Source organism: Pseudaminobacter soli (ex Zhang et al. 2022), assembly GCF_014595955.1.
In the GTDB taxonomy this organism is placed as follows: domain Bacteria; phylum Pseudomonadota; class Alphaproteobacteria; order Rhizobiales; family Rhizobiaceae; genus Kumtagia; species Kumtagia pseudosoli.
Genome location: NZ_JABVCF010000001.1, coordinates 384,611 through 403,099, shown reverse-complemented (window position 1 = coordinate 403,099; position 18,489 = coordinate 384,611). Strand labels below are relative to the sequence as shown.

The 18,489-nt window shown below is 63.7% G+C and carries 16 protein-coding genes; 12 read left to right on the top strand and 4 right to left on the bottom strand.

Annotated features, from left to right (window positions below; genetic code table 11):
• Positions 1-92 precede the first annotated feature (92 nt).
• Together HUI96_RS01900 and HUI96_RS01895 are read left to right on the top strand one after the other, a co-directional pair.
• A complete protein-coding gene (locus HUI96_RS01900) occupies positions 93-2,138 on the top strand; it encodes an NADH:flavin oxidoreductase (protein WP_188252921.1) in 2,046 nt (681 codons plus the stop codon).
• A gap of 153 nt (positions 2,139-2,291) precedes the next feature.
• Positions 2,292-3,326: an SDR family oxidoreductase gene (locus HUI96_RS01895; protein WP_188252920.1), complete on the top strand. Its 1,035-nt coding sequence runs from the start codon at positions 2,292-2,294 to the stop codon at positions 3,324-3,326.
• Between the two features lie 18 nt (positions 3,327-3,344).
• Here the strand turns inward: HUI96_RS01895 and HUI96_RS01890 are convergent, their stop codons facing one another.
• On the bottom strand, positions 3,345-4,055 hold the full coding sequence (locus tag HUI96_RS01890) for a DUF2270 domain-containing protein (protein ID WP_337917848.1): 711 nt from the start codon (positions 4,053-4,055) through the stop codon (positions 3,345-3,347).
• A 205-nt stretch (positions 4,056-4,260) separates the two neighbouring features.
• Between HUI96_RS01890 and HUI96_RS01885 the strand changes: the two genes are divergently transcribed.
• On the top strand, positions 4,261-5,460 hold the full coding sequence (locus HUI96_RS01885) for an acyl-CoA dehydrogenase (RefSeq protein ID WP_188252919.1): 1,200 nt from the start codon (positions 4,261-4,263) through the stop codon (positions 5,458-5,460).
• A 133-nt stretch (positions 5,461-5,593) separates the two neighbouring features.
• On the opposite strand, the gene HUI96_RS01880 is transcribed toward HUI96_RS01885, so the two are convergent.
• Positions 5,594-6,580, bottom strand: coding sequence for an isopenicillin N synthase family dioxygenase (locus tag HUI96_RS01880; protein WP_188252918.1), 987 nt, complete (start codon positions 6,578-6,580; stop codon positions 5,594-5,596).
• A 113-nt stretch (positions 6,581-6,693) separates the two neighbouring features.
• On the bottom strand, positions 6,694-7,017 hold the full coding sequence (gene hspQ, locus HUI96_RS01875; protein WP_188253181.1) for a heat shock protein HspQ: 324 nt from the start codon (positions 7,015-7,017) through the stop codon (positions 6,694-6,696).
• Positions 7,018-7,141: 124 nt separating this feature from the next.
• Here hspQ and HUI96_RS01870 point away from each other — a divergent pair, with 124 nt between their 5' ends.
• Positions 7,142-8,110 (top strand): AEC family transporter, encoded by a 969-nt coding sequence (locus HUI96_RS01870; protein WP_188252917.1) that lies wholly within the window; start codon positions 7,142-7,144, stop codon positions 8,108-8,110.
• Here the strand turns inward: HUI96_RS01870 and HUI96_RS01865 are convergent.
• Positions 8,081-9,277, bottom strand: coding sequence for a UbiH/UbiF family hydroxylase (locus HUI96_RS01865; RefSeq protein WP_188252916.1), 1,197 nt, complete (start codon positions 9,275-9,277; stop codon positions 8,081-8,083). The two genes, HUI96_RS01870 and HUI96_RS01865, sit on opposite strands and share 30 nt — an antisense overlap.
• A 340-nt stretch (positions 9,278-9,617) precedes the next feature.
• Between HUI96_RS01865 and pcsA the strand changes: the two genes are divergently transcribed.
• The 8 genes from pcsA (at position 9,618) to HUI96_RS01825 (ending at position 18,479) form a co-directional block, all read left to right on the top strand.
• Complete coding sequence (gene pcsA / locus HUI96_RS01860) at positions 9,618-10,475, top strand: phosphatidylcholine synthase (protein WP_188252915.1); 858 nt, start codon at positions 9,618-9,620, stop codon at positions 10,473-10,475.
• An 88-nt stretch (positions 10,476-10,563) separates the two neighbouring features.
• Complete coding sequence (locus tag HUI96_RS01855) at positions 10,564-11,541, top strand: quinone oxidoreductase family protein (protein WP_188252914.1); 978 nt, start codon at positions 10,564-10,566, stop codon at positions 11,539-11,541.
• Between the two features lie 109 nt (positions 11,542-11,650).
• Complete coding sequence (locus HUI96_RS01850; RefSeq protein WP_188252913.1) at positions 11,651-13,273, top strand: ABC transporter ATP-binding protein; 1,623 nt, start codon at positions 11,651-11,653, stop codon at positions 13,271-13,273.
• Positions 13,273-14,376: an ABC transporter permease gene (locus HUI96_RS01845; protein ID WP_188252912.1), complete on the top strand. Its 1,104-nt coding sequence runs from the start codon at positions 13,273-13,275 to the stop codon at positions 14,374-14,376. The genes HUI96_RS01850 and HUI96_RS01845 overlap by 1 nt, the downstream gene beginning before the upstream one ends.
• A complete protein-coding gene (locus tag HUI96_RS01840) occupies positions 14,363-15,337 on the top strand; it encodes an ABC transporter permease (protein WP_188252911.1) in 975 nt (324 codons plus the stop codon). The genes HUI96_RS01845 and HUI96_RS01840 overlap by 14 nt, the downstream gene beginning before the upstream one ends.
• A gap of 46 nt (positions 15,338-15,383) precedes the next feature.
• Positions 15,384-16,460 carry a BMP family ABC transporter substrate-binding protein gene (locus HUI96_RS01835; RefSeq protein ID WP_188252910.1) on the top strand — a complete coding sequence of 359 codons (1,077 nt, stop codon included), beginning with the start codon at positions 15,384-15,386 and terminating at the stop codon, positions 16,458-16,460.
• Positions 16,461-16,645: 185 nt separating this feature from the next.
• Positions 16,646-17,386, top strand: a complete 741-nt coding sequence (locus tag HUI96_RS01830; RefSeq protein ID WP_188252909.1) for an ATP-binding cassette domain-containing protein — start codon at positions 16,646-16,648, stop codon at positions 17,384-17,386.
• Complete coding sequence (locus tag HUI96_RS01825) at positions 17,376-18,479, top strand: ABC transporter permease (RefSeq protein ID WP_425299178.1); 1,104 nt, start codon at positions 17,376-17,378, stop codon at positions 18,477-18,479. The genes HUI96_RS01830 and HUI96_RS01825 overlap by 11 nt, the downstream gene beginning before the upstream one ends.
• Positions 18,480-18,489: the final 10 nt, after the last annotated feature.

Genomic DNA, 18,489 nt, shown 5'->3' with positions numbered 1-18,489 from the left:
TCACGATCATCCGCGCCGCGTCGAACGGTTGAAGCCGGTCGCGCGCCATTGCAGGCTGGCCATCGTCTTCACAGCCAGCCTGCGAGCAAGCATTGACATCCGATCCGCTCCTCCAGCCCTACCAGCTCAAGCACCTGCGGTTGAAGAACCGGGTGATGTCGACCAGCCATGAGCCGGCATACTCCGACGACGGCCTTCCGAAGGAACGCTACAGGCTCTACCATGCCGAGAAGGCGAAGGGCGGCATGGCGCTGACCATGACGGCGGGTTCCGCCCTGGTCTCGCGAGACAGCCCTGCGGCCTTCGGCAATCTCCAGGCCTATCGCGACGAGATCGTGCCATGGCTGCGTGAAATGGCAGAGGCCTGCCACGAGCACGACTGCAAGGTGATGATCCAACTCACCCATCTCGGCCGCCGTACCGGGTGGAACAAGGCCGACTGGCTGCCGGTGCTCGCGCCGACGCCCGTGCGCGAGCCGGCGCATCGCGCCTTCCCCAAGGAGATGGAGGACTGGGACATCGAGCGCATCGTCGCCGACTATGCGAGCGCGGCGCAGCGCTGTCAGGCGGCCGGCCTCGATGGCATCGAATTCGAAGCCTATGGCCACCTCATGGACGGCTTCTGGTCGCCCGCCACGAACCATCGGTCTGACGAGTTCGGCGGTTCGCTCGACAACCGGCTGCGCTTCACCCGGATGGTTCTGGACGCTATGAGAAAGGCGGTCGGACCGGACTTCGTGGTCGGCATCCGAATGGTCGCCGACGAGGATTTTTCGTCCGGTCTTTCGCGCGAGGAGGGCGTCGAGATAGCGCGGCGCCTCGCCTCCTCGGGCAAGCTGGATTTCCTCAATATCATCCGCGGCCACATCGAGACCGATGCGGCGCTGACCAAGGTCATTCCGATCACGGGAATGCGCTCGGCTCCGCACCTCGACTTCGCCGGCGAGGTGCGCGCCGCGACCAAGTTCCCCGTGTTCCACGCTGCGCGAATCCAGGACGTCGCAACGGCCCGTCACGCGATTGCCTCCGGCAAGTTGGACATGGTCGGCATGACCCGCGCCCATATCGCCGATCCGCACATCACGCGGAAGGTCATCGAGGGGCGCGAGCACGAGATCCGTCCCTGCGTGGGGGCCACTTACTGCCTGGACCGCATCTATGAGGGCGGCGAGGCGCTGTGCATCCACAACGCCGCGACAGGTCGCGAGGCGGCGATCCCGCAGATCATCAAGCGAACGACGGGGCCGTCGAAGAAGGTGGTGGTCGTCGGTGCCGGACCTGCAGGCCTGGAGGCAGCGCGCGTCGCCGCCGAAGCCGGTCATTCTGTCACGGTGCTGGAGGCGGCGGATCGCGCGGGAGGCCAGATCCTGCTCGCCACCCAGAACCCACGCCGCAAGGAACTGAACGGCATCGTCGACTGGCGGCTGGCGCAACTGGAGAGGCTCGGCGCCGAGGTCCGCTACAACACGCTTGCGGAAGCATCGGACGTGCTGGCGCTGGAGCCCGGGGTGGTGATCGTGGCGACCGGCGGCCTGCCGCAGAACCCGCCGCTCGAAGCCGGCGACGACCTCGTGGTTTCGAGCTGGGACATCCTCTCGGGTGCGGTCAAGCCGGCCGAGACCGTGCTGCTCTATGACGACAACGGCGGGCACCAGGGCATGAGCGCCGCCGAGGTCATCGCCAGTTCGGGCGCGCAACTGGAACTCCTGTCGCCCGAGCGGTTCTTCGCGCCCGAGATGGGGGGGCTGAACCACGTGCCCTACATGCGCAGCTTCCACGAGAAAGGCGTGCGCGTCACCATCAACACGCGGCTGAAATCCGTCCGCCGCGAAGGCAACCAACTGGTGGCGACACTTGCCTCTGACTTCGCGGAGAGTTTTGCCGAAGAGCGCCACGTCGACCAGGTCGTGGTCGAGCACGGCACGGCGGCCAACGACGAGCTCTATCACGCACTGAAGCCGCTTGCGCGGAACCAGGGGGCGGTCGATTACGACGCGCTGGTGCGCGGGACAGGCACGCTCTTCCCGACTCGCAACGAGGAGGGCGCCTTCGTGGTCTTCCGCATCGGCGATGCAGTCGCCTCGCGCAACATCCACGCGGCGATCTATGACGGGATACGGTTCACGATCCGCATTTGATGAGTAGTCAGGTCGATACCTGGCTGTGTCGCCGCGAAGGCGGCGGCACTCACGCAGTGTTGACGCCGGCGGTGCGGACCCAGCCGCTGAATCTCAGGTTGTGCAGGCCTCTGCGCGAGCGAGCGCAGATTCAAGCCGAGGCTGAGGCCTGCCATGAAACCGGAAGAACCTGACAGCACGCGACGACTTGTGGTCGGGGGGATCACGACGGGACTGGCCGGCGCTCTCGCCAGTTCGGCCTTCGCTCAGGAGCAAGCGCCAGCACAGCAAGCCCCGGCGCAGCAACTGCCCCCGGCCGCTCAGGGCGTCAGGCTGATAAATCCGGTGACGGAGTATCCGAGGCCTCCCTTCCCGAGACAGGAGCAGGAATGGCCGGGGCTCGCGAACAAGATGAACCCGCGTCCGGACCATGGCGAGGCCACCTACAGGGGTTCCGGACGGGTGACCGGGCGCAAGGCGCTGATTACGGGAGGCGACTCAGGCATGGGCCGCGCGGCCGCGATCGCCTTTGCGCGCGAGGGCGCGGACGTCGCCTTCGGCTTCCTCCCGGCCGAGCAGTCGGACGCAGACGAGGTCATCCAGCTCATCCAGGAGGCCGGGCGAAAAGCGGTGCCGCTGCCTGGCGACATACGCGACGAGAACTTCTGCAATCAGCTGGTGACGGATGCCGTACGTGAGCTCGGCGGACTCGACATCCTGGTCAACAATGCGGCCCGGCAGCGGTCGACCGACTCGATCATGGACATTTCCACCGATCAGCTCGACTGGACGTTCAAGACCAATCTCTATGTGCTGTTCTGGATCACCAAGGCGGCGCTCCAGCATCTCGGTCCGGGTTCGGCCATCATCAACACTACCTCGGCGACCGCCTACGAGCCCCCGAAGAACCTCGTCGATTATGCGGTCACCAAGGCCGGCATCATGAACTTCACCAAGAGCATGGTGAAGCAACTTGCGCCGCAGGGCATTCGCGTCAACGGGGTGGCGCCGGGGCCGATCTGGACGCCGCTGCAGCCGAGCGGCGGCCTACCTCCTGACACGCTGCCGCAATTCGGAGCCGATACTCCGATGGGCCGTCCCGGCCAGCCGGCGGAGCTTGCGCCGATCTACGTGCTCCTCGCCTCGGCGGAACCGAGCTATTCGACCGGCCAGATCTTCGGCGCCGTCGGCGGGCGCGGCGGGCCGTAGGCAGGGCGCTCCGCTCCGCTAGACATGGACGTCCCCGTCCTGGTCTTCTTTATCGTGGGCGAAGAAGGTCGTGTATACGAGCCAGCCATAGAAGACCGCCACTGCCGCCACGACGATCCAGCCTGGCAGGTGGCCCAGTGAGGCGTTATCCACGATCTCGCGGATGGAAAAGACCGGGTTGCCGCTCGTGCCTTCGACCTGCAGCTTCGGTGTCGCAAGCTTGAGGATCCACGACAGAAAAAGCATCAGGAAGATCCAGATGTAATTCCGGCGCAGCCTTCGCGACATTGCCACACGCAGGCTGATCAGGAAGGTGGGCTTGTCGAGGCTGGCGGCCAGAGCCTGCGTCCATTCGCTGGTCGCCGACTTGGATCCCGCGAAAACGGGCGCGAAGAAGTGGCGCTCAATCAGCCGGACCCTCGCTCGATAGACATCGAAGAAGCGGTAGCGCCGTGCCTCGATGATAAGAAGGAGGAGGACCAGCAGCATCGTGAAAAGGAGTACGCCGTGATGCGAACTAGGCGTGGATAGCGTCAGCGAGAGCACGGCCCCGGCACCCGTGATCGCCCAGTTCGTGGTACGATCGATGCGGTCGCGCCAGCCCGCCATCCGCGCGAGCTCGGCGCGATGGAAATGCGCCAGCACAGTGATGTATTCCGACGTGGTGGTGGGCGCCGGCGGGTTGTGAGGGGCCGGCGTTACCGTCGCGGCATGGGGCTCGCTGTCCACTCCTTTCCTCCCGGTGGGTACTCCACTGGAACAGTTTGGGCCAAAGATCGATCCAATCTTGACGATACCACATCCCTGGGTCGCTTTGGATGAGGAACCAGGCCATCGAGAATTCTTGAAGACTTGACGGGGGCCGGGAGAAAGGCTTCCACGGGACCCGCTCTCGCCGATACAATCAGAAAGAACACGAGCAGGACGAACTGCGATGAACATCGAAACCAAGACCCCCGCCTCCTTCGTCTGGAACGACCCGTTCCTCCTGGAGGACCAACTCACCGAGGACGAGCGGATGCTGCGCGACGCCGCTGCGGCCTTTGCCGCCGACAAGCTCGCGCCGCGCATCGAGCAGGCCTATCTCGAGGAGCACACGGACCCGGCGATCTTCGCGGAAATGGGCGAGGCGGGGCTCCTGGGGATCACTATCCCGGAGGAGTATGGTGGGCTCGGCGCCGGCTATGTTTCCTACGGTCTCGTCGCGCGCGAGGTCGAGCGCATCGATTCCGGATACCGCTCGATGATGAGCGTGCAGTCCTCGCTGGTGATGTACCCGATCCATGCCTACGGTACCGAGGAGCAGCGCAAGAAATTTCTGCCGAAGCTCGCTTCCGGCGAGTGGATCGGCTGCTTCGGTCTCACCGAAGCAGATGCCGGCTCCGATCCCGGCGGTATGAAGACCCGGGCCGAGAAGATCGATGGCGGTTACCGCCTCTCTGGCACGAAGATGTGGATCTCCAACGCGCCGTTCGCCGACGTCTTCGTCGTCTGGGCGAAGTCGGACGCCCACGACAACCAGATCAAGGGTTTCGTGCTTGAAAAGGGCATGAAGGGGCTTTCGGCACCGAAGATCGAGGGCAAGCTGTCGCTCAGGGCCTCGATCACGGGCGAGATCGTGCTCGATGGCGTCGAGGTCGGCGAGGATGCGCTGCTGCCCAACGTGGCAGGCCTGAAGGGTCCGTTCGGCTGCCTCAACCGGGCGCGCTACGGCATTTCCTGGGGCGTCATGGGCGCGGCCGAGGACTGCTGGTTCCGCGCGCGCGAATATGGCCTCGATCGCAAGCAGTTCGGCAAGCCGCTCGCCGGCATGCAGCTCTACCAGAAGAAACTGGCCGACATGCAGACCGAGATCGCGCTTGGCCTGCAGGGCTCGTTGCGGGTCGGGCGGCTGATGGAGGAGGGCAAGTTCGCCCCCGAGATGATCTCGATCGTCAAGCGCAACAATTGCGGCAAGGCGCTCGACATTGCCCGGATGGCTCGCGACATGCACGGCGGCAATGGCATCCAGATCGGCTACCACGTCATGCGCCATTCGCAGAACCTGGAGACGGTCAACACCTATGAGGGCGCGCACGACGTGCATGCGCTCATCCTCGGCCGGGCGCAGACGGGACTGCAAGCGTTCTTCTGAGGCGTGGCCGGCTGATATCCGCTAGAACTGCTCCTCATCCGCTGCCGGCACCTTCTCCCCGTATGGACGGGGAGAAGGGAGATCGGCCGCAACGCTGACGACCCCTCAACTGGGGTGGAGGCAGCCGTTTGCCTTACGCTGCCGTCTTGGTGGTCGAGCGGAACTTGCTCATCAGATAGGGTCCAGACAGCACCGGCTCGTATTTCGGCTTCTCTCCCGGCGCGAGACACGGCTCGATGCAGGCGATTTCCGCATCCCAATCCGGCTGGTGGAAGAAGGCCAGCGATTGCCGGCGCGCCATGCCGCCTTCTTCAGCCGGCGGGTTCACCACCCTGTGCACAGTCGATACCCAGCGATCGTTCGTCCAGCGGGCCATGAGATCGCCAATGTTGATCACGAAGGCGCCCGGCACTGGTGGGACAGGGGTCCACTCTCCGTCCGGCGTGATGATTTCGAGGCCTTTCGAGCCTTCTTGGGGGAGCAGGATCGTCAGGCTGCCATAATCGCTATGTGCGCCGGCGCGGAGCTGGCCGGGTCTCGGCGGCACCGTCTGCTCGGGATAGTTGAGCGCCCGCAGCGCGCTGATCGGTGTCTTGATGTAGCGGTCGAAGAAGTCTTCCGGCAGTTCGAGCGCGGCGGCGAAAAGGCGCATGATGCGGGCCGCAAGATCCTCCATGGCGGCATAGTAGGCCTTCCATGCATCCGCGAAACCTTCCGGCGCTGCGGGCCAGATCGTCGGGGCGTAGCAGAAGCTGAGCGCGTCCTTGTCCTGGATGCCCTCCGGTGTTCCGAGCGGCCCGCCGTTAAAACTCTCCTTGAGGTCGGGCGGGGTGTCGACCCCGCGCGATTTGGCAAGCGCTTCCAGTTCCGGTCCGAGATAGCCGTAAGGATAGCCGGGATAGGGAGCCCTGGCCTTCTGCTTCTCTGCAGGCGCTAGGTCGAAGAACTCGTGGGCCTTGTTCCACACTCCGTCGATCGTTTCGGCGGGGACGCCATGATTGGCGATTGCCAGGAAGCCGGTCGAGCGGCAAATCCGATCCACTTCGGCTGCCATTGCACGGCGTTCTGCCGCGCTCGCTTGTTCGAAACGGCCCAAATCGAAAACCGGAAAGGCGGACATCAACTCTTATCCCTCGCATAGTTCGGTGCCGAACCTATTCTTGAGGGATAGCGGGAACCAGTCCGGGGAACAGAAAAGTGCGGCTTATTCCCGCTCTTTTCGGCGCAGGATGATCAATGCCTTAGCCGCGCCTTTGGCCGATAGAGGCCGTCCTCGGTCCTCTCGAACAATTCCCCCAACTGGGGGTGGCGGATCGGCTCGCCGGTGCTGTCCTCGAGCAGATTCTGCTCGGAGACGTAGGCGATGTACTCGGTATCTTCGTTCTCGGCGAGGAGGTGATAGAACGGCTGGTCCTTGCGCGGCCTGACATCGGCTGGGATGGCCTGATACCACTCCTCGGTGTTGTTGAATTCGGGATCGATGTCGAAAACGACGCCCCGGAATGGAAAGTACCGGTGTCGCACAACCTGACCGATCGCGAATTTAGCCGCCTTCATAGTCGTCATGGCATTATCCCGTGTAGCAATTTGGCCGAACGAGCCGGTGAATTCAATCCGCCCGGCTTGACGCCTGGTCCGACGACGCGTTAGCGCCGCCGCACCATCCACGTGCAGCGGCCAAATGTACGACGTCATCGGACTCGTGATTCCGTTCTTCGGGCTCATCTTCATCGGCTTCGTCGTAGCGCGGCTCGCTCGCCAGCCGCTGGACGCGCTCGGATGGATGAACACCTTCATCGTCTATGTGGCCCTTCCGGCTCTGTTTTTCCAGCTTCTGGCGAAGACGCCGATCGAGCAACTGACCGCCTGGAGCTACATATTCGCCGTGGTGCTTTCCACCTATGCGGTCTTCACGATCATGTTCTTGGGGTCCCTGCTTGCACCGGCGGGCAACATCGCCGAGTCCACCATGAAGGGGCTTGCCGCGGCGTACGGCAATATCGGCTACATGGGTCCGGGCATCGCGCTGCTGGCGCTGGGCGAGGAGGCGGCCGTTCCCGTCGCTCTCGTCTTTTGCTTCGAGAACATCGTGCACTTCGCCGTCGCGCCGATGATGATGGCGCTTTCGGGAGGCAAGCGCCAATCGCCGGCGCGTCTGGCCCTCGACGTCCTCAAGAAAATCGTTCTCCACCCATTCATCATCGCGACCGCGATCGGCGTTGCGGCCGCGGCTTTCGAGGTGCGGCCCCCGATGCCGATCGAACGCCTGCTCGATTATCTTGCCCGCGCCGCCGCCCCTTGCGCACTCTTCGCCATGGGAGTGACACTGGCGCTGAGGCCGCTCAAGCGCATGCCGGTCGAGATCGCGCCGATCACGATCCTCAAGCTCGCTGTCCATCCGGCACTCTGCTACGTCGTGCTGAGCTGGGCTGGCGACTATCCCCCGAGTTGGATGTATGCCGCCGTGCTACTTGCTTCGCTGCCGACCGCCACCAACGTCTATGTGATCGGTCAGCAATATGGCGTCTGGGTTGAACGGGCGTCCGCCACGGTGCTGGTGACGACCTGCTTTTCGGTAGTGACCGTCACGTCGCTGCTTTACCTGATCACGAGCGGCATCCTACCGCCGGACCTGTTCCCTCAAGGCTGAGAAGAGGGACGAGAACCCGCTGCCCGGCTTCATGCCCTCGCGCATGACGAAGGCCCGCAGCGGACCGATCGAACCCAGGAGCCCCAGTCCCGCGCTGCGGGCGATCTGCGCAGGCAGCATGTCGGAGAGCAGGGAGCGGTTGAGCAGGCTGACCGCGCCGCTGCGGGCGAGGATGTCCGGGCGACGCTTGGCATCATAGGCGGAAAGCGCCTTCGCAGAGCCTGGATCGCTTCGGTATTGGCTCGCGATTTCAACCAGTTCCTGCACGTCCCTGACGCCGAGGTTCAGTCCCTGCGCGCCGATCGGCGGGAACATGTGCGCCGCCTCGCCAACGAGAGCGACCCGGTTGCGGGCGAAGGCGGAAGGCAGGCTTGCCGAGAGCGGATAGACCTGGACGGGCGAATCGACCGTGACTCGGCCGAGCATCGACTGCATCCGCTCCTCGATCAGCAGCGAAAGCTCTTCGGCGCCCCGGTGGGCGAGGCGCTCGGCTTCCCAGGGCTCCACCACCCATACCAGGCTCGAGCGGTTGCCGGGCAGCGGCACCTGGGTGAACGGTCCGGTCTCGGTGTGGAACTCCGTCGAGATGAACCCATGGCCACGCGCATGTGCAAATGTGAGCACGACGGCTGATTGCCGGTAAGGCTTTGTCGAAGTCGAGATGCCGGCAGCGTCACGGGCCGGCGAGTTGCGGCCGTCGGCCGCGACGGCCAACTCGGCCGAGAGCTCCGTGCCGTCGGCGAGATGCGCCTCGACCCGATCCTGCGAGATCGTCCAGCGATCCACGATCGTCTCGTGCCGCGTGATCCCGACCGCTCGGGTGACGGCATCCTCCAGGGCCTGGTTCAGCACGCGATTCGGGATGTTCAGGCCGAAAAACTCCTCCGCGATCTCAGCGGCATGGAAGGTGACGACCGGACTGCGGATGAGCCTTCTCGTACCGTCGATGATCCGCATGGTGCGCAGGGGCGCCGAGGCCGGCTCGATCGCCGAGCGAAGGCCCAGTACATCCAGAAAAGCGATCGCCGGCGCCATCAGCGCCGTCGTTCGCCCGTCCTCCCGGTTCGCCGCGGGTCCGACGAGCGCAACCTGGAAGCCATCGCGTGCCAGTGCAAGCGCTGCCAGCATGCCGGCGGGACCGGTTCCCGCCACGATGATGTTGCTCATTGCCTTCCCACGACCGACTTTGTTCAGTTGCCCAAATAGCTTGCTGGTATACGGCGTTCCGGGCATGCGGATCAACGCGACCGTCGGATTCGCGTCATGAACTTGTCTCACACGTGGTGTCTGTGATTTCGAGGCTTGTGGAAAAGCCGCTGATTGGGCACCGGATCAGTCGATCGCCTCGAAGCGATCTTGCTTGTATGGTCGGTAGCCCTGCTATTAACTTCCTGTGAATCTGGGGGACGGACATGAACTGGGCAACGGAGGGAGGACTCGTTCTATCCCGCAACCGCACTCTTCGCCGGCGCTTCTTCCTATTGCCCGGAGCGCGGGCGACGGCGGAATGCTGCAGTCCGAGCCGGGCCTGCGGCTCGGTTCGTTTATCCCAACTGGGGCCGCGCGGCCAGTGACCCGCAAGCCGCTCTCGTCCCGAATTCCGAAGCCGAAGAAGAAGGTGACGTGGCCGCAGGCGCGCGCCTTTTCGGTGCACCTGCTCACCGCGTCGGGCTCGTTCCTGGCTTTCCTGTCGCTCGTGGCGGCCAGCGAAGAACGCTGGACGGCGATGTTCTGGTGGCTTGGCCTGGCATTGTTCGTGGATGGCATCGACGGGCCGATCGCCCGGAAGCTGGAGGTCAAGGAAATCCTTCCGACATGGTCGGGCGAACTCCTCGACAACATCATCGATTACGTGACCTACGTCCTCATCCCAGCCTTCGCGCTCTATCAGCGCGGGTTGATGGGGGAGGGGCTGTCCTTCCTGTCGGCGGCCATCATCGTGGTGTCCAGCGCGATCTACTACGCCGATACCGGCATGAAGACGAAGGAGAACTTCTTCAAGGGCTTCCCCGTCGTCTGGAACATGATCGTCTTCACCCTGTTCGTTGTGGAGCCGGGCGAGTGGATTTCCTTCGCCGTCGTTGTGGTCGCGGGCATCATGACCTTCATGCCGGTCAATTTCCTCCACCCGGTTCGGGTGGTCCGCCTTCGCCCGATCAACCTCGGCATGACCCTGCTCTGGTGTGGATTCGGCATGTTGGCACTGCTCGAGGCGACGCTCGCCGCCTGGTACAACAAGATCGGCCTGCTCGCTGAGAATGTGAGCTTCTTCTCGAAAGTCGGAATAGCCGTGACCGGCGTCTATCTCTTCTGCATCGGCGGCATCATGCAGGCATTTCCCAATCTCGGGAGACGCAAACCGTAGCGCGGGCTGTCAGGTTTACTTTTCATCCGTTGCGCCTAGCATGCCGGCTAGCCTTCCAGGGCCATAAACAAGCTCCCCGGAGTTTCCCATGTCGAAAGCGATCCGCATCCACGCCAATGGCGGTCCCGACGTTCTCAAATACGAAGATGCCGATCCCGGCAGGCCAGGCCCAGGGCAGGTTCTGCTGCGACATACTGCGGTTGGGCTGAACTTCATCGACGTCTACTACCGTACCGGTCTTTATCCACCGCCGAACGGCCTTCCTCTCACCCCGGGCGGCGAGGCCGCCGGCGTGGTCGAGGAGGCGGGCGAGGATGTGGATTGGCTGAAGCCCGGCGATCGGGTCGCGTATGTCAGCCAACTCGGCGCCTATGCCGAACACCGGGTGATCGACGCGGACCGGCTCGTCCGCATTCCTGACGGCGTCTCCGACGAGCAGGCCGCCGCCTCGATGCTGAAGGGGCTTACCGCCGAGTACCTGCTGCGGCGGACCTATGCGGTGAAGCCGGGCGATACCATCCTCTTCCACGCGGCGGCCGGCGGCGTGGGACTCTTTGCCGGGCAATGGGCGAGGCACCTGGGTGCCACGGTGATCGGGACGGCAGGCTCGCCCGATAAGGTCGAACTGGCCAGGCAGCATGGCTACGATCACGTGATCAACTATCGTGACACGGATTTCGTCACAGCGGTCAAGGAGATCACCGGCGGCGGGCTCTGCGAGGTCGTGTACGATTCCGTCGGCAAGGACACCTTTCCCGGCTCGCTCGACTGCCTGAAGCGGCGTGGGATGTTCGTGAGCTTCGGACAGTCATCCGGTCAGATCCCGCCCTTCAATATGGGGATCCTGGCACAGAAGGGATCGCTTTATGCGACCCGGCCGAGCCTCTTCGCCTATATTGCCACGCGCGAGGAACTCGAGGCCGCCGCCGCGGCGCTCTTCGATGTCATGTCCAGAGGAATCGTGAAGGCGGTCGTCAACCAGCGCTATCCACTTGCCGAGGCGGCGCGCGCTCATGAGGACCTCGAGGCGCGCCGCACTACAGGCGCGACGGTCCTCATCCCATAGGCTCGGCCGCAAACTCCAGGGACCGATCTCATGCGGCGGGTTTTCGCGAATTTTCTTGAAGCACTTTCAAGAACCGCTCGCTTTACCTTCTTGCACGGCCGCGCCTAGCATGGTTTTGGGAACACACAACATATCTGGAAACCAGAGTCGGGGAGGCAGCGTGGGTGCGCAGCCTGGGCTGGGCGAGGCGAACCTTCTCGAGGTGCGCGGCCTTACCAAGATTTTTGGCACATTGACGGCCTGCGACCATGTGGACCTCACGGTCCGCAAAGGCGAGATCCATGCGCTTCTCGGCGAGAACGGGGCCGGCAAGTCGACGCTGGTGAAGATGCTGTTCGGCTCGCTGGAGCCGAATGCGGGCGAAATACTGTGGGACGGAAACCCCGTCCGCATCCCGAACCCGAGTGCCGCAAGGCGGCTGGGCATCGGCATGGTGTTCCAGCATTTCTCGCTGTTCGATGCGCTGACTGCGGCCGAAAACATCGCGCTCTCGCTGCAGAACGACACGCCGATCGCGACGATCGCCGCCAAGGCGAGCGCGCTCTCGCATGCCTATGGCCTGCCGCTCGACCCCTTTGCGCTGGTGGGCGATCTCTCCGTGGGCGAGCGCCAGCGCATCGAGATCATCCGCTGCCTCTTACAGACGCCGCAACTGATCATTCTCGACGAGCCCACCTCCGTGCTGACGCCGCAGGAGGCGGACAAGCTGTTCGAGACGCTCGACCGGCTGCGCTCGGAAGGCAAGTCGATTCTCTACATCTCGCATCGCCTGGAAGAGGTGAAGCGCATGTGCGATGCCGCCACCGTGCTGCGGCACGGAAAGGTGGTTGGCCATTGCGATCCGCGGCAGGAAACGGCCGCTTCGCTCGCGCGCATGATGGTCGGCAACGAGGTGCAGGCGGTCGTTCGCGAGCCCGTGTCCGAATCGGAGCGCGGGCCGGTGCTGCTGGAGATCAGGAACCTCTCCCGGCAGCCCGCCACTCCCTTCTCCATTCCGCTGCGTAGCATCAATCTCAGGGTAAGGGCCGGAGAGGTAATCGGGATCGCTGGTGTCGCCGGCAACGGCCAGGGCGAGTTCTTCGAAGCTGTTTCCGGCGAGGTCATGCAGACGGACGCCGCTTCGGTCCGCATCCGGGGAAAGGATGCCGGACGGCTCTCCATCTCTGGGCGTAGGCGCATGGGGGCGGCATTCGTGCCCGAAGAGCGCCTTGGCCACGGCGCGGCTCCGCGCATGCGGCTCTCCGAAAACCTGCTTTTGTCCCGCCACGCCACCGACGGGCAGGCCTTTGTCGGCTCGGGCGGCGTGGTGAAGGCAGGCGCGATCGACGCGGCGGCGCAGCGCATCATCCAAGCGATGGACGTGCGCAAGAGCGCCCGCGACCCCGAAGCGTCTGCGCTGTCCGGCGGCAACCTGCAAAAATTCATTGTCGGGCGTGAACTCGACCGCAGGCCTTCGGTGCTCGTAGTGAACCAGCCGACCTGGGGCGTGGACGCCGGTGCCGCGGCAAAGATCAGGCAGGCGCTGATCGGGCTTGCCCGCGCCGGCTCGGCGGTGCTGGTGATCAGCCAGGACCTCGACGAACTTTTCGAAATCTCGGACGCGATCGCGGTGATGCACAATGGCGAACTGTCGCAGCCGCTTCCGATCGCGGAGGCGACCTATGAGAAGATCGGGCTGCTGATGGGCGGGGCGGAACCCGGCCATGCACTCCATGCGACGGAGCCGGCTTGATGCGCATCGAACTGGTCAAGCGTCCGCAGCGTTCGAAGCTGTTCGCCGCGATTTCGCCCTTCCTGGCGTTCCTGCTTACCTTGCTCGCGGGCGCGCTGCTCTTTGCCATCTTGGGCAAGGACCCGATTCTGACCCTCTACACCTATTTCGTCGAACCGCTGACCGAAGTCTGGTCTTTGCACGAACTGGCGATCAAGGCCGCGCCGCTTATCCTCATTGCAGTCGGGCTTTCTGTCTGTTTCCTCTCGAACAACTGGAACATCGGCGCCGAGGGCCAGTTCACGATCGGCGCCATCACCGGCGCGATCATTCCTCTCTATTTTCCCGAATGGAACAGCTTCGCGGTCCTGCCGCTGATGCTCGTCATGGGAGCTCTGGGAGGAGCAGCTTATGCTGCCATACCTGCCGTGCTGAAGGCCCGCTTCAACACCAACGAGATCCTGACGTCGTTGATGCTGGTCTATGTCGCGCAACTCTTCCTCGACTGGCTGGTGCGCGGGCCTTGGCGCGATCCCGCCGCGATGAGTTTTCCGCAGGCGCCCGCATTTCCTTCGTGGGCCATCCTGCCGGAACTTTTTCCATCCTCTGGCCGAGCGAATTGGGGGATCGTCTTTGCCGTCGTCGCGGCGGTAGCGGTCTGGTTCCTGCTGAAGAAGACCTTGAAGGGATTCGAGGTCCGGGTAATCGGCCAAAGCCCGAGGGCAGGGCGGTTCGGCGGGTTCTCGACCGCCAAGACGATCATCTTCGCTTTTCTGCTGTCCGGCGCTCTGGCGGGCTTGGCTGGCATATCGGAAGTGTCGGGCGCTATCGGCCGCCTGCAACCGGTGATCTCGCCCGGCTACGGCTTTGCGGCGATCATCGTTGCCTTCCTCGGCCGGCTCAATCCGCTCGGCATCATCGCGGCCGGCCTGGTGCTGGCGCTTTCCTATCTCGGCGGGGAGGCTGCCCAGATTGCGGTGGGCGTCACGGACAAGACGGTGCGCGCCTTCCAGGGCATGCTGCTCTTCTTCGTGCTCGCCTGCGACACGCTGATCCTCTACCGCATCCGCTTCGTCCGTACCGCGGTTTCGCCTGCCAAGGAGGTTTCCTATGGGCATGGCTGAGGCGATCCTTCTCACCATCGCGACGGCCGCCACACCGCTCCTGCTGGCGGCCATCGGCGAACTGGTCGTCGAGCGATCCGGCGTCCTCAATCTCGGCGTCGAAGGCATGATGCTGATGGGGGCCGTGGCCGGCTTCGGCGCCGCCTTGACCACGGGTTCGGCGTGGGTCGGCGTCTTCGCAGGAATCATCACCGGAGCGCTATTCTCGCTGCTCTTCGCGTTTCTAGTCTTGACCCTGGTCACCAATCAGGTGGCGACCGGCCTCGCGCTGACCTTGCTGGGCATTGGCGTATCGGGGATGATCGGCGAAGCCTTCGTTGGCCAGCCAGGCGTCAAGCTGACAAACATCCATATTCCAGGCCTCTCTGACCTGCCCTATGTGGGCCGGCTCCTGTTCGGACAGGATCCGCTCTTCTACATCTCCGTGCTGCTGACCGTCGGCGTAGCGTGGTTCCTCTTCCGTACCCGAGCCGGCCTGACGCTGCGTTCGGTCGGCGACAGCCATTCGTCAGCGCATGCGCTAGGCATCCGCGTGATCGCAATCCGTTATGCGGCGATAGCATTCGGTGGCGCCTGTGCAGGCTTGGCCGGCGCGCATCTGTCGCTCGTCTATACGACCCAGTGGATCGAGAACATGACGGCCGGCCGCGGCTGGATTGCTCTTGCTCTCGTCGTCTTCGCTTCGTGGCGTCCGTTACGGGTTTTTGTTGGCGCCTATCTGTTCGGGGCGATTTCCATCCTGCAGTTGCACATTCAGGCGATGAACCTCGCGGACCTGGCCTTCCTGCCTGGACCGCTCTACTGGCTGCTTGCGCAACTCAAATCGCTCCCGTCGCAATTCCTCTCGGCATTGCCCTATCTGGCGACGGTGGCCGTGCTCGTACTAATCTCAAGAAACAGAAGGCTTACCATCATGAACACGCCGGCTTCGCTTGGACAGCCGTTCGTGCCGGATCGGTGAGGGAGAGGGAGGATCCTTTAACATGACAACTCAGGGAACAAGAGCAATGAGGAAACTATTGTTTGCGCTGGCCGCGTCCGCGGCCATGCTCGTGGCGGGCGGTGCGTCCGCACAGGAGAAGGTGAAGGCCTGCTTCATCTATGTCGGCCCGATCGGTGATTTCGGATATTCCTATCAGCATCACCAGGGCGCGCTGGAGATGCAGAAGAATATCGGCGGCGAAGACAAGGTCGAGATTGCCTATCTCGAAAGCGTCCCGGAAGGCGCCGATGCCGAGCGCGCGATCGAGCGTTTCGCCCGGTCCGGCTGCAACATCATCTTCGCAACGTCCTTCGGCTTCATGGACGCCACTAACAAGGTGGCTGGCAGGTTTCCGGACGTGAAGTTCGAGCATGCCACGGGCTTCAAGCGCGAGCATCCGAACGTCTCGACCTACAACTCGCGCTTCTATGAGGGCCGCTACGTCCAGGGCGTGATCGCCGCCAAGATGTCGAAGGCCGGCATGGCCGGCTACATCGCGTCGTTCCCGATCCCGGAGGTCGTCATGGGCATCGACGCCTTCGTGCTTGGCGCCCAGTCGGTCAATCCCGATTTCAAGGTCAAGGTCGTGTGGGCCAACACCTGGTTTGATCCGGGCAAGGAGGCTGACGCTGCGAAGGCTCTCGTCGACCAAGGCGTCGACATCATCACCCAGCATACCGACTCCACGGCGCCGATGCAGATCGCTCATGAGCGCGGCATCAAGGCCTTCGGCCAGGCCTCGGACATGATCAAGTTCGGGCCCGAGACGCAGCTTACTTCGATCGTCGACGATTGGGGCCCCTACTACACCCAGCAGGTGAAGGCCGTGATGGACGGCACCTGGAAGCAGCATGACGTCTGGGGCGGCATGAAGGAGGGGCACGTCGTGATGGCGCCCTATACCAACATGCCCGACGACGTGAAGAAGGCTGCAGAAGAAGCCGAGGCCAAGATCAAGTCCGGCGAGTTTAATCCCTTCACCGGCCCGATCACCAAGCAGGACGGCAGCGAGTGGCTGAAGCAGGGCGAAGTTGCCGAGGACAGCGTGTTGCTCGGACTTAACTTCTACGTGAAGGGCGTAGACGACAAGCTGCCGCAATAAGGCGTAAGCGGCGAAGCATTGGGAAGGCGCCCCGCTTGCGGGCGCCTTTGCCATTTTTGGCCCAGCCAGCCAGGCGATGCGGACGCCGGCTTGCGCAACGTGACGAGATCAAAGTTCTCTGCTAAACATCGTTTGGTCCGACCAGTGAGGCAACAAACTGGAGGATGGGAGCGAGGGAACGCCTCATGTCGCTGCTGGAGGTACGCGGCGTTGGTAAGAGCTTCGGAGCGATCCGGGCGCTGCACGATATCGATTTCTCAGTCGCGGCCGGTGAAGTCATCGGCCTGATGGGCGACAACGGCGCCGGCAAATCCACCATGGTCAAGCTGATCGCCGGCAATTTCCCGCCGAGCGAGGGTGAGATCGCGGTCGGTGGCAAGCTCTGCCACTTCCACAAGCCGGTGGAGGCGCGCGCCGAGGGGATCGAAGTAGTCTACCAGGACCTCGCACTGGCCGACAATCTCACGGCTGCCCAGAACGTTTTCCTCGGACGCGAGGTCAAGAAGGGCACCTGGCCATTCCGTATCCTCGACAAGAAGGCGATGATCGAGCGGGCGGCTCAACTCTTCGCAGAGCTGAAGTCGGAAACCCGTCCGCGTGATCTGGTGAAGAAGATGTCGGGCGGTCAGCGACAGGCGGTCGCTATCGCCCGCACCCGGCTTTCCAATGCAAAGCTGGTGCTGATGGACGAGCCCACGGCGGCGATCTCGGTTCGCCAGGTCGCAGAGGTCCTGGATCTGATCCGCCGGCTCAGGTCACGGGGCGTGGCTGTGATGCTGATCAGCCACCGCATGCCGGACGTGTTTGCGGTGTGCGATCGCATCATCGTGCTGAGGCGCGGCTCCAAGGTGGCTGACAAGCAGACCACCTCGACCTCGCCGGAAGAGATCACAGGCCTGATCACGGGGGCAATCCGTGCAGCATAGTCAGGCGCAACTCGCCGCAGAGAGCCACGCCGAGATCAGCGACGTCGTCGGCATCAAGGAGCAGACGGTCCTCCAGACCATGCTCAGCAGCCAGTCTTTCTGGGTGACAGTGGCGCTGGCCGTGCTGGTGATCTTCATGAGTTGGTTGCAGCCGAGCTTCGGCACGGTAGAGAACGTGACCAACGTCACCCGCAACTTCGCGCCGATCGGCATCATGGCGCTCGGCATGACCGTCGTGCTGATCACGGGCGGCATCGATCTCTCGGTCGGCTCGGTGATGGGCCTTGTGGCGATCGTGGCGGGACTGCTGCTCACCTGGCACCATCCATGGTATGTGGCCTTCGGGGCAGGGCTCTTGGCCGGCCTAGCATGCGGGGCGTTCAACGGCTTCTTCGTGGCCTATGTCGGCATGCCGTCCTTCGTCGTCACGCTTGGCATGCTTTCGATCGCTCGCTCGCTGGCCGTGGTGATCTCGGGCAATCAGATGCTCTATCAGTTCGGGCCGGACGCGCCGATCGTGAAGGCGATCGGGCAGGCGAAGTGGCCGCTGCGCGCCCCCGCTGGCTGGGCGCCGCACTGGATGCCGGAGCTCTCGTCGCATTTCTGGGTGATGGTCGTCCTTGGCCTCGCCGTTGGCTTCGTCTTTATCTTCACCGCCTGGGGCCGCCACCTGTTCGCGATCGGCGGCAATGAGCATGCCGCCCGGCTCACGGGCGTCCCCGTCGACTGGATCAAGTTCCAGGCCTATGTGTTCTCGGCCTTCTGCGCTTCCATCGCCTCGCTGCTTTTGCTCGGCTACAGCGGCTCGGCCATCAATGCGATGGGCACCGGATACGAACTGCGCGTCATTGCCGGTACCGTGATCGGCGGGGCGAGCCTGATGGGCGGCTATGGCAGCGCCTACGGTGCGATCATCGGCTCGGCGTTCCTCGAGGTCATCCGCAACGCGCTGCTCATGGCCGGCATCGACTCGAACTGGCAGGGGGCGTTGGTCGGCGCCTTCATCATACTTGCCGTGCTGCTTGGGATGCAGAGCCCGGCGACCTCCGTGGGGGTTTGGGTGCGTGCAATGTTCGCGAGCAAGCGCGGATAGGGTCCGGCAA

Bases quoted from the DNA above. Each gene is read 5' to 3' on its own strand.
- HUI96_RS01895 (WP_188252920.1), top strand. From the start codon at position 2,292: ATGAAACCGGAAGAACCTGACAGCACGCGACGACTTGTGGTCGGGGGG.
- HUI96_RS01885 (WP_188252919.1), top strand. From the start codon at position 4,261: ATGAACATCGAAACCAAGACCCCCGCCTCCTTCGTCTGGAACGACCCG.
- HUI96_RS01880 (WP_188252918.1), bottom strand. From the start codon at position 6,580: ATGTCCGCCTTTCCGGTTTTCGATTTGGGCCGTTTCGAACAAGCGAGC.
- hspQ (WP_188253181.1), bottom strand. From the start codon at position 7,017: ATGAAGGCGGCTAAATTCGCGATCGGTCAGGTTGTGCGACACCGGTAC.
- HUI96_RS01870 (WP_188252917.1), top strand. From the start codon at position 7,142: ATGTACGACGTCATCGGACTCGTGATTCCGTTCTTCGGGCTCATCTTC.
- HUI96_RS01865 (WP_188252916.1), bottom strand. From the start codon at position 9,277: ATGAGCAACATCATCGTGGCGGGAACCGGTCCCGCCGGCATGCTGGCA.
- pcsA (WP_188252915.1), top strand. From the start codon at position 9,618: ATGCTGCAGTCCGAGCCGGGCCTGCGGCTCGGTTCGTTTATCCCAACT.
- HUI96_RS01855 (WP_188252914.1), top strand. From the start codon at position 10,564: ATGTCGAAAGCGATCCGCATCCACGCCAATGGCGGTCCCGACGTTCTC.
- HUI96_RS01850 (WP_188252913.1), top strand. From the start codon at position 11,651: ATGGTTTTGGGAACACACAACATATCTGGAAACCAGAGTCGGGGAGGC.
- HUI96_RS01845 (WP_188252912.1), top strand. From the start codon at position 13,273: ATGCGCATCGAACTGGTCAAGCGTCCGCAGCGTTCGAAGCTGTTCGCC.
- HUI96_RS01840 (WP_188252911.1), top strand. From the start codon at position 14,363: ATGGGCATGGCTGAGGCGATCCTTCTCACCATCGCGACGGCCGCCACA.
- HUI96_RS01835 (WP_188252910.1), top strand. From the start codon at position 15,384: ATGAGGAAACTATTGTTTGCGCTGGCCGCGTCCGCGGCCATGCTCGTG.
- HUI96_RS01830 (WP_188252909.1), top strand. From the start codon at position 16,646: ATGTCGCTGCTGGAGGTACGCGGCGTTGGTAAGAGCTTCGGAGCGATC.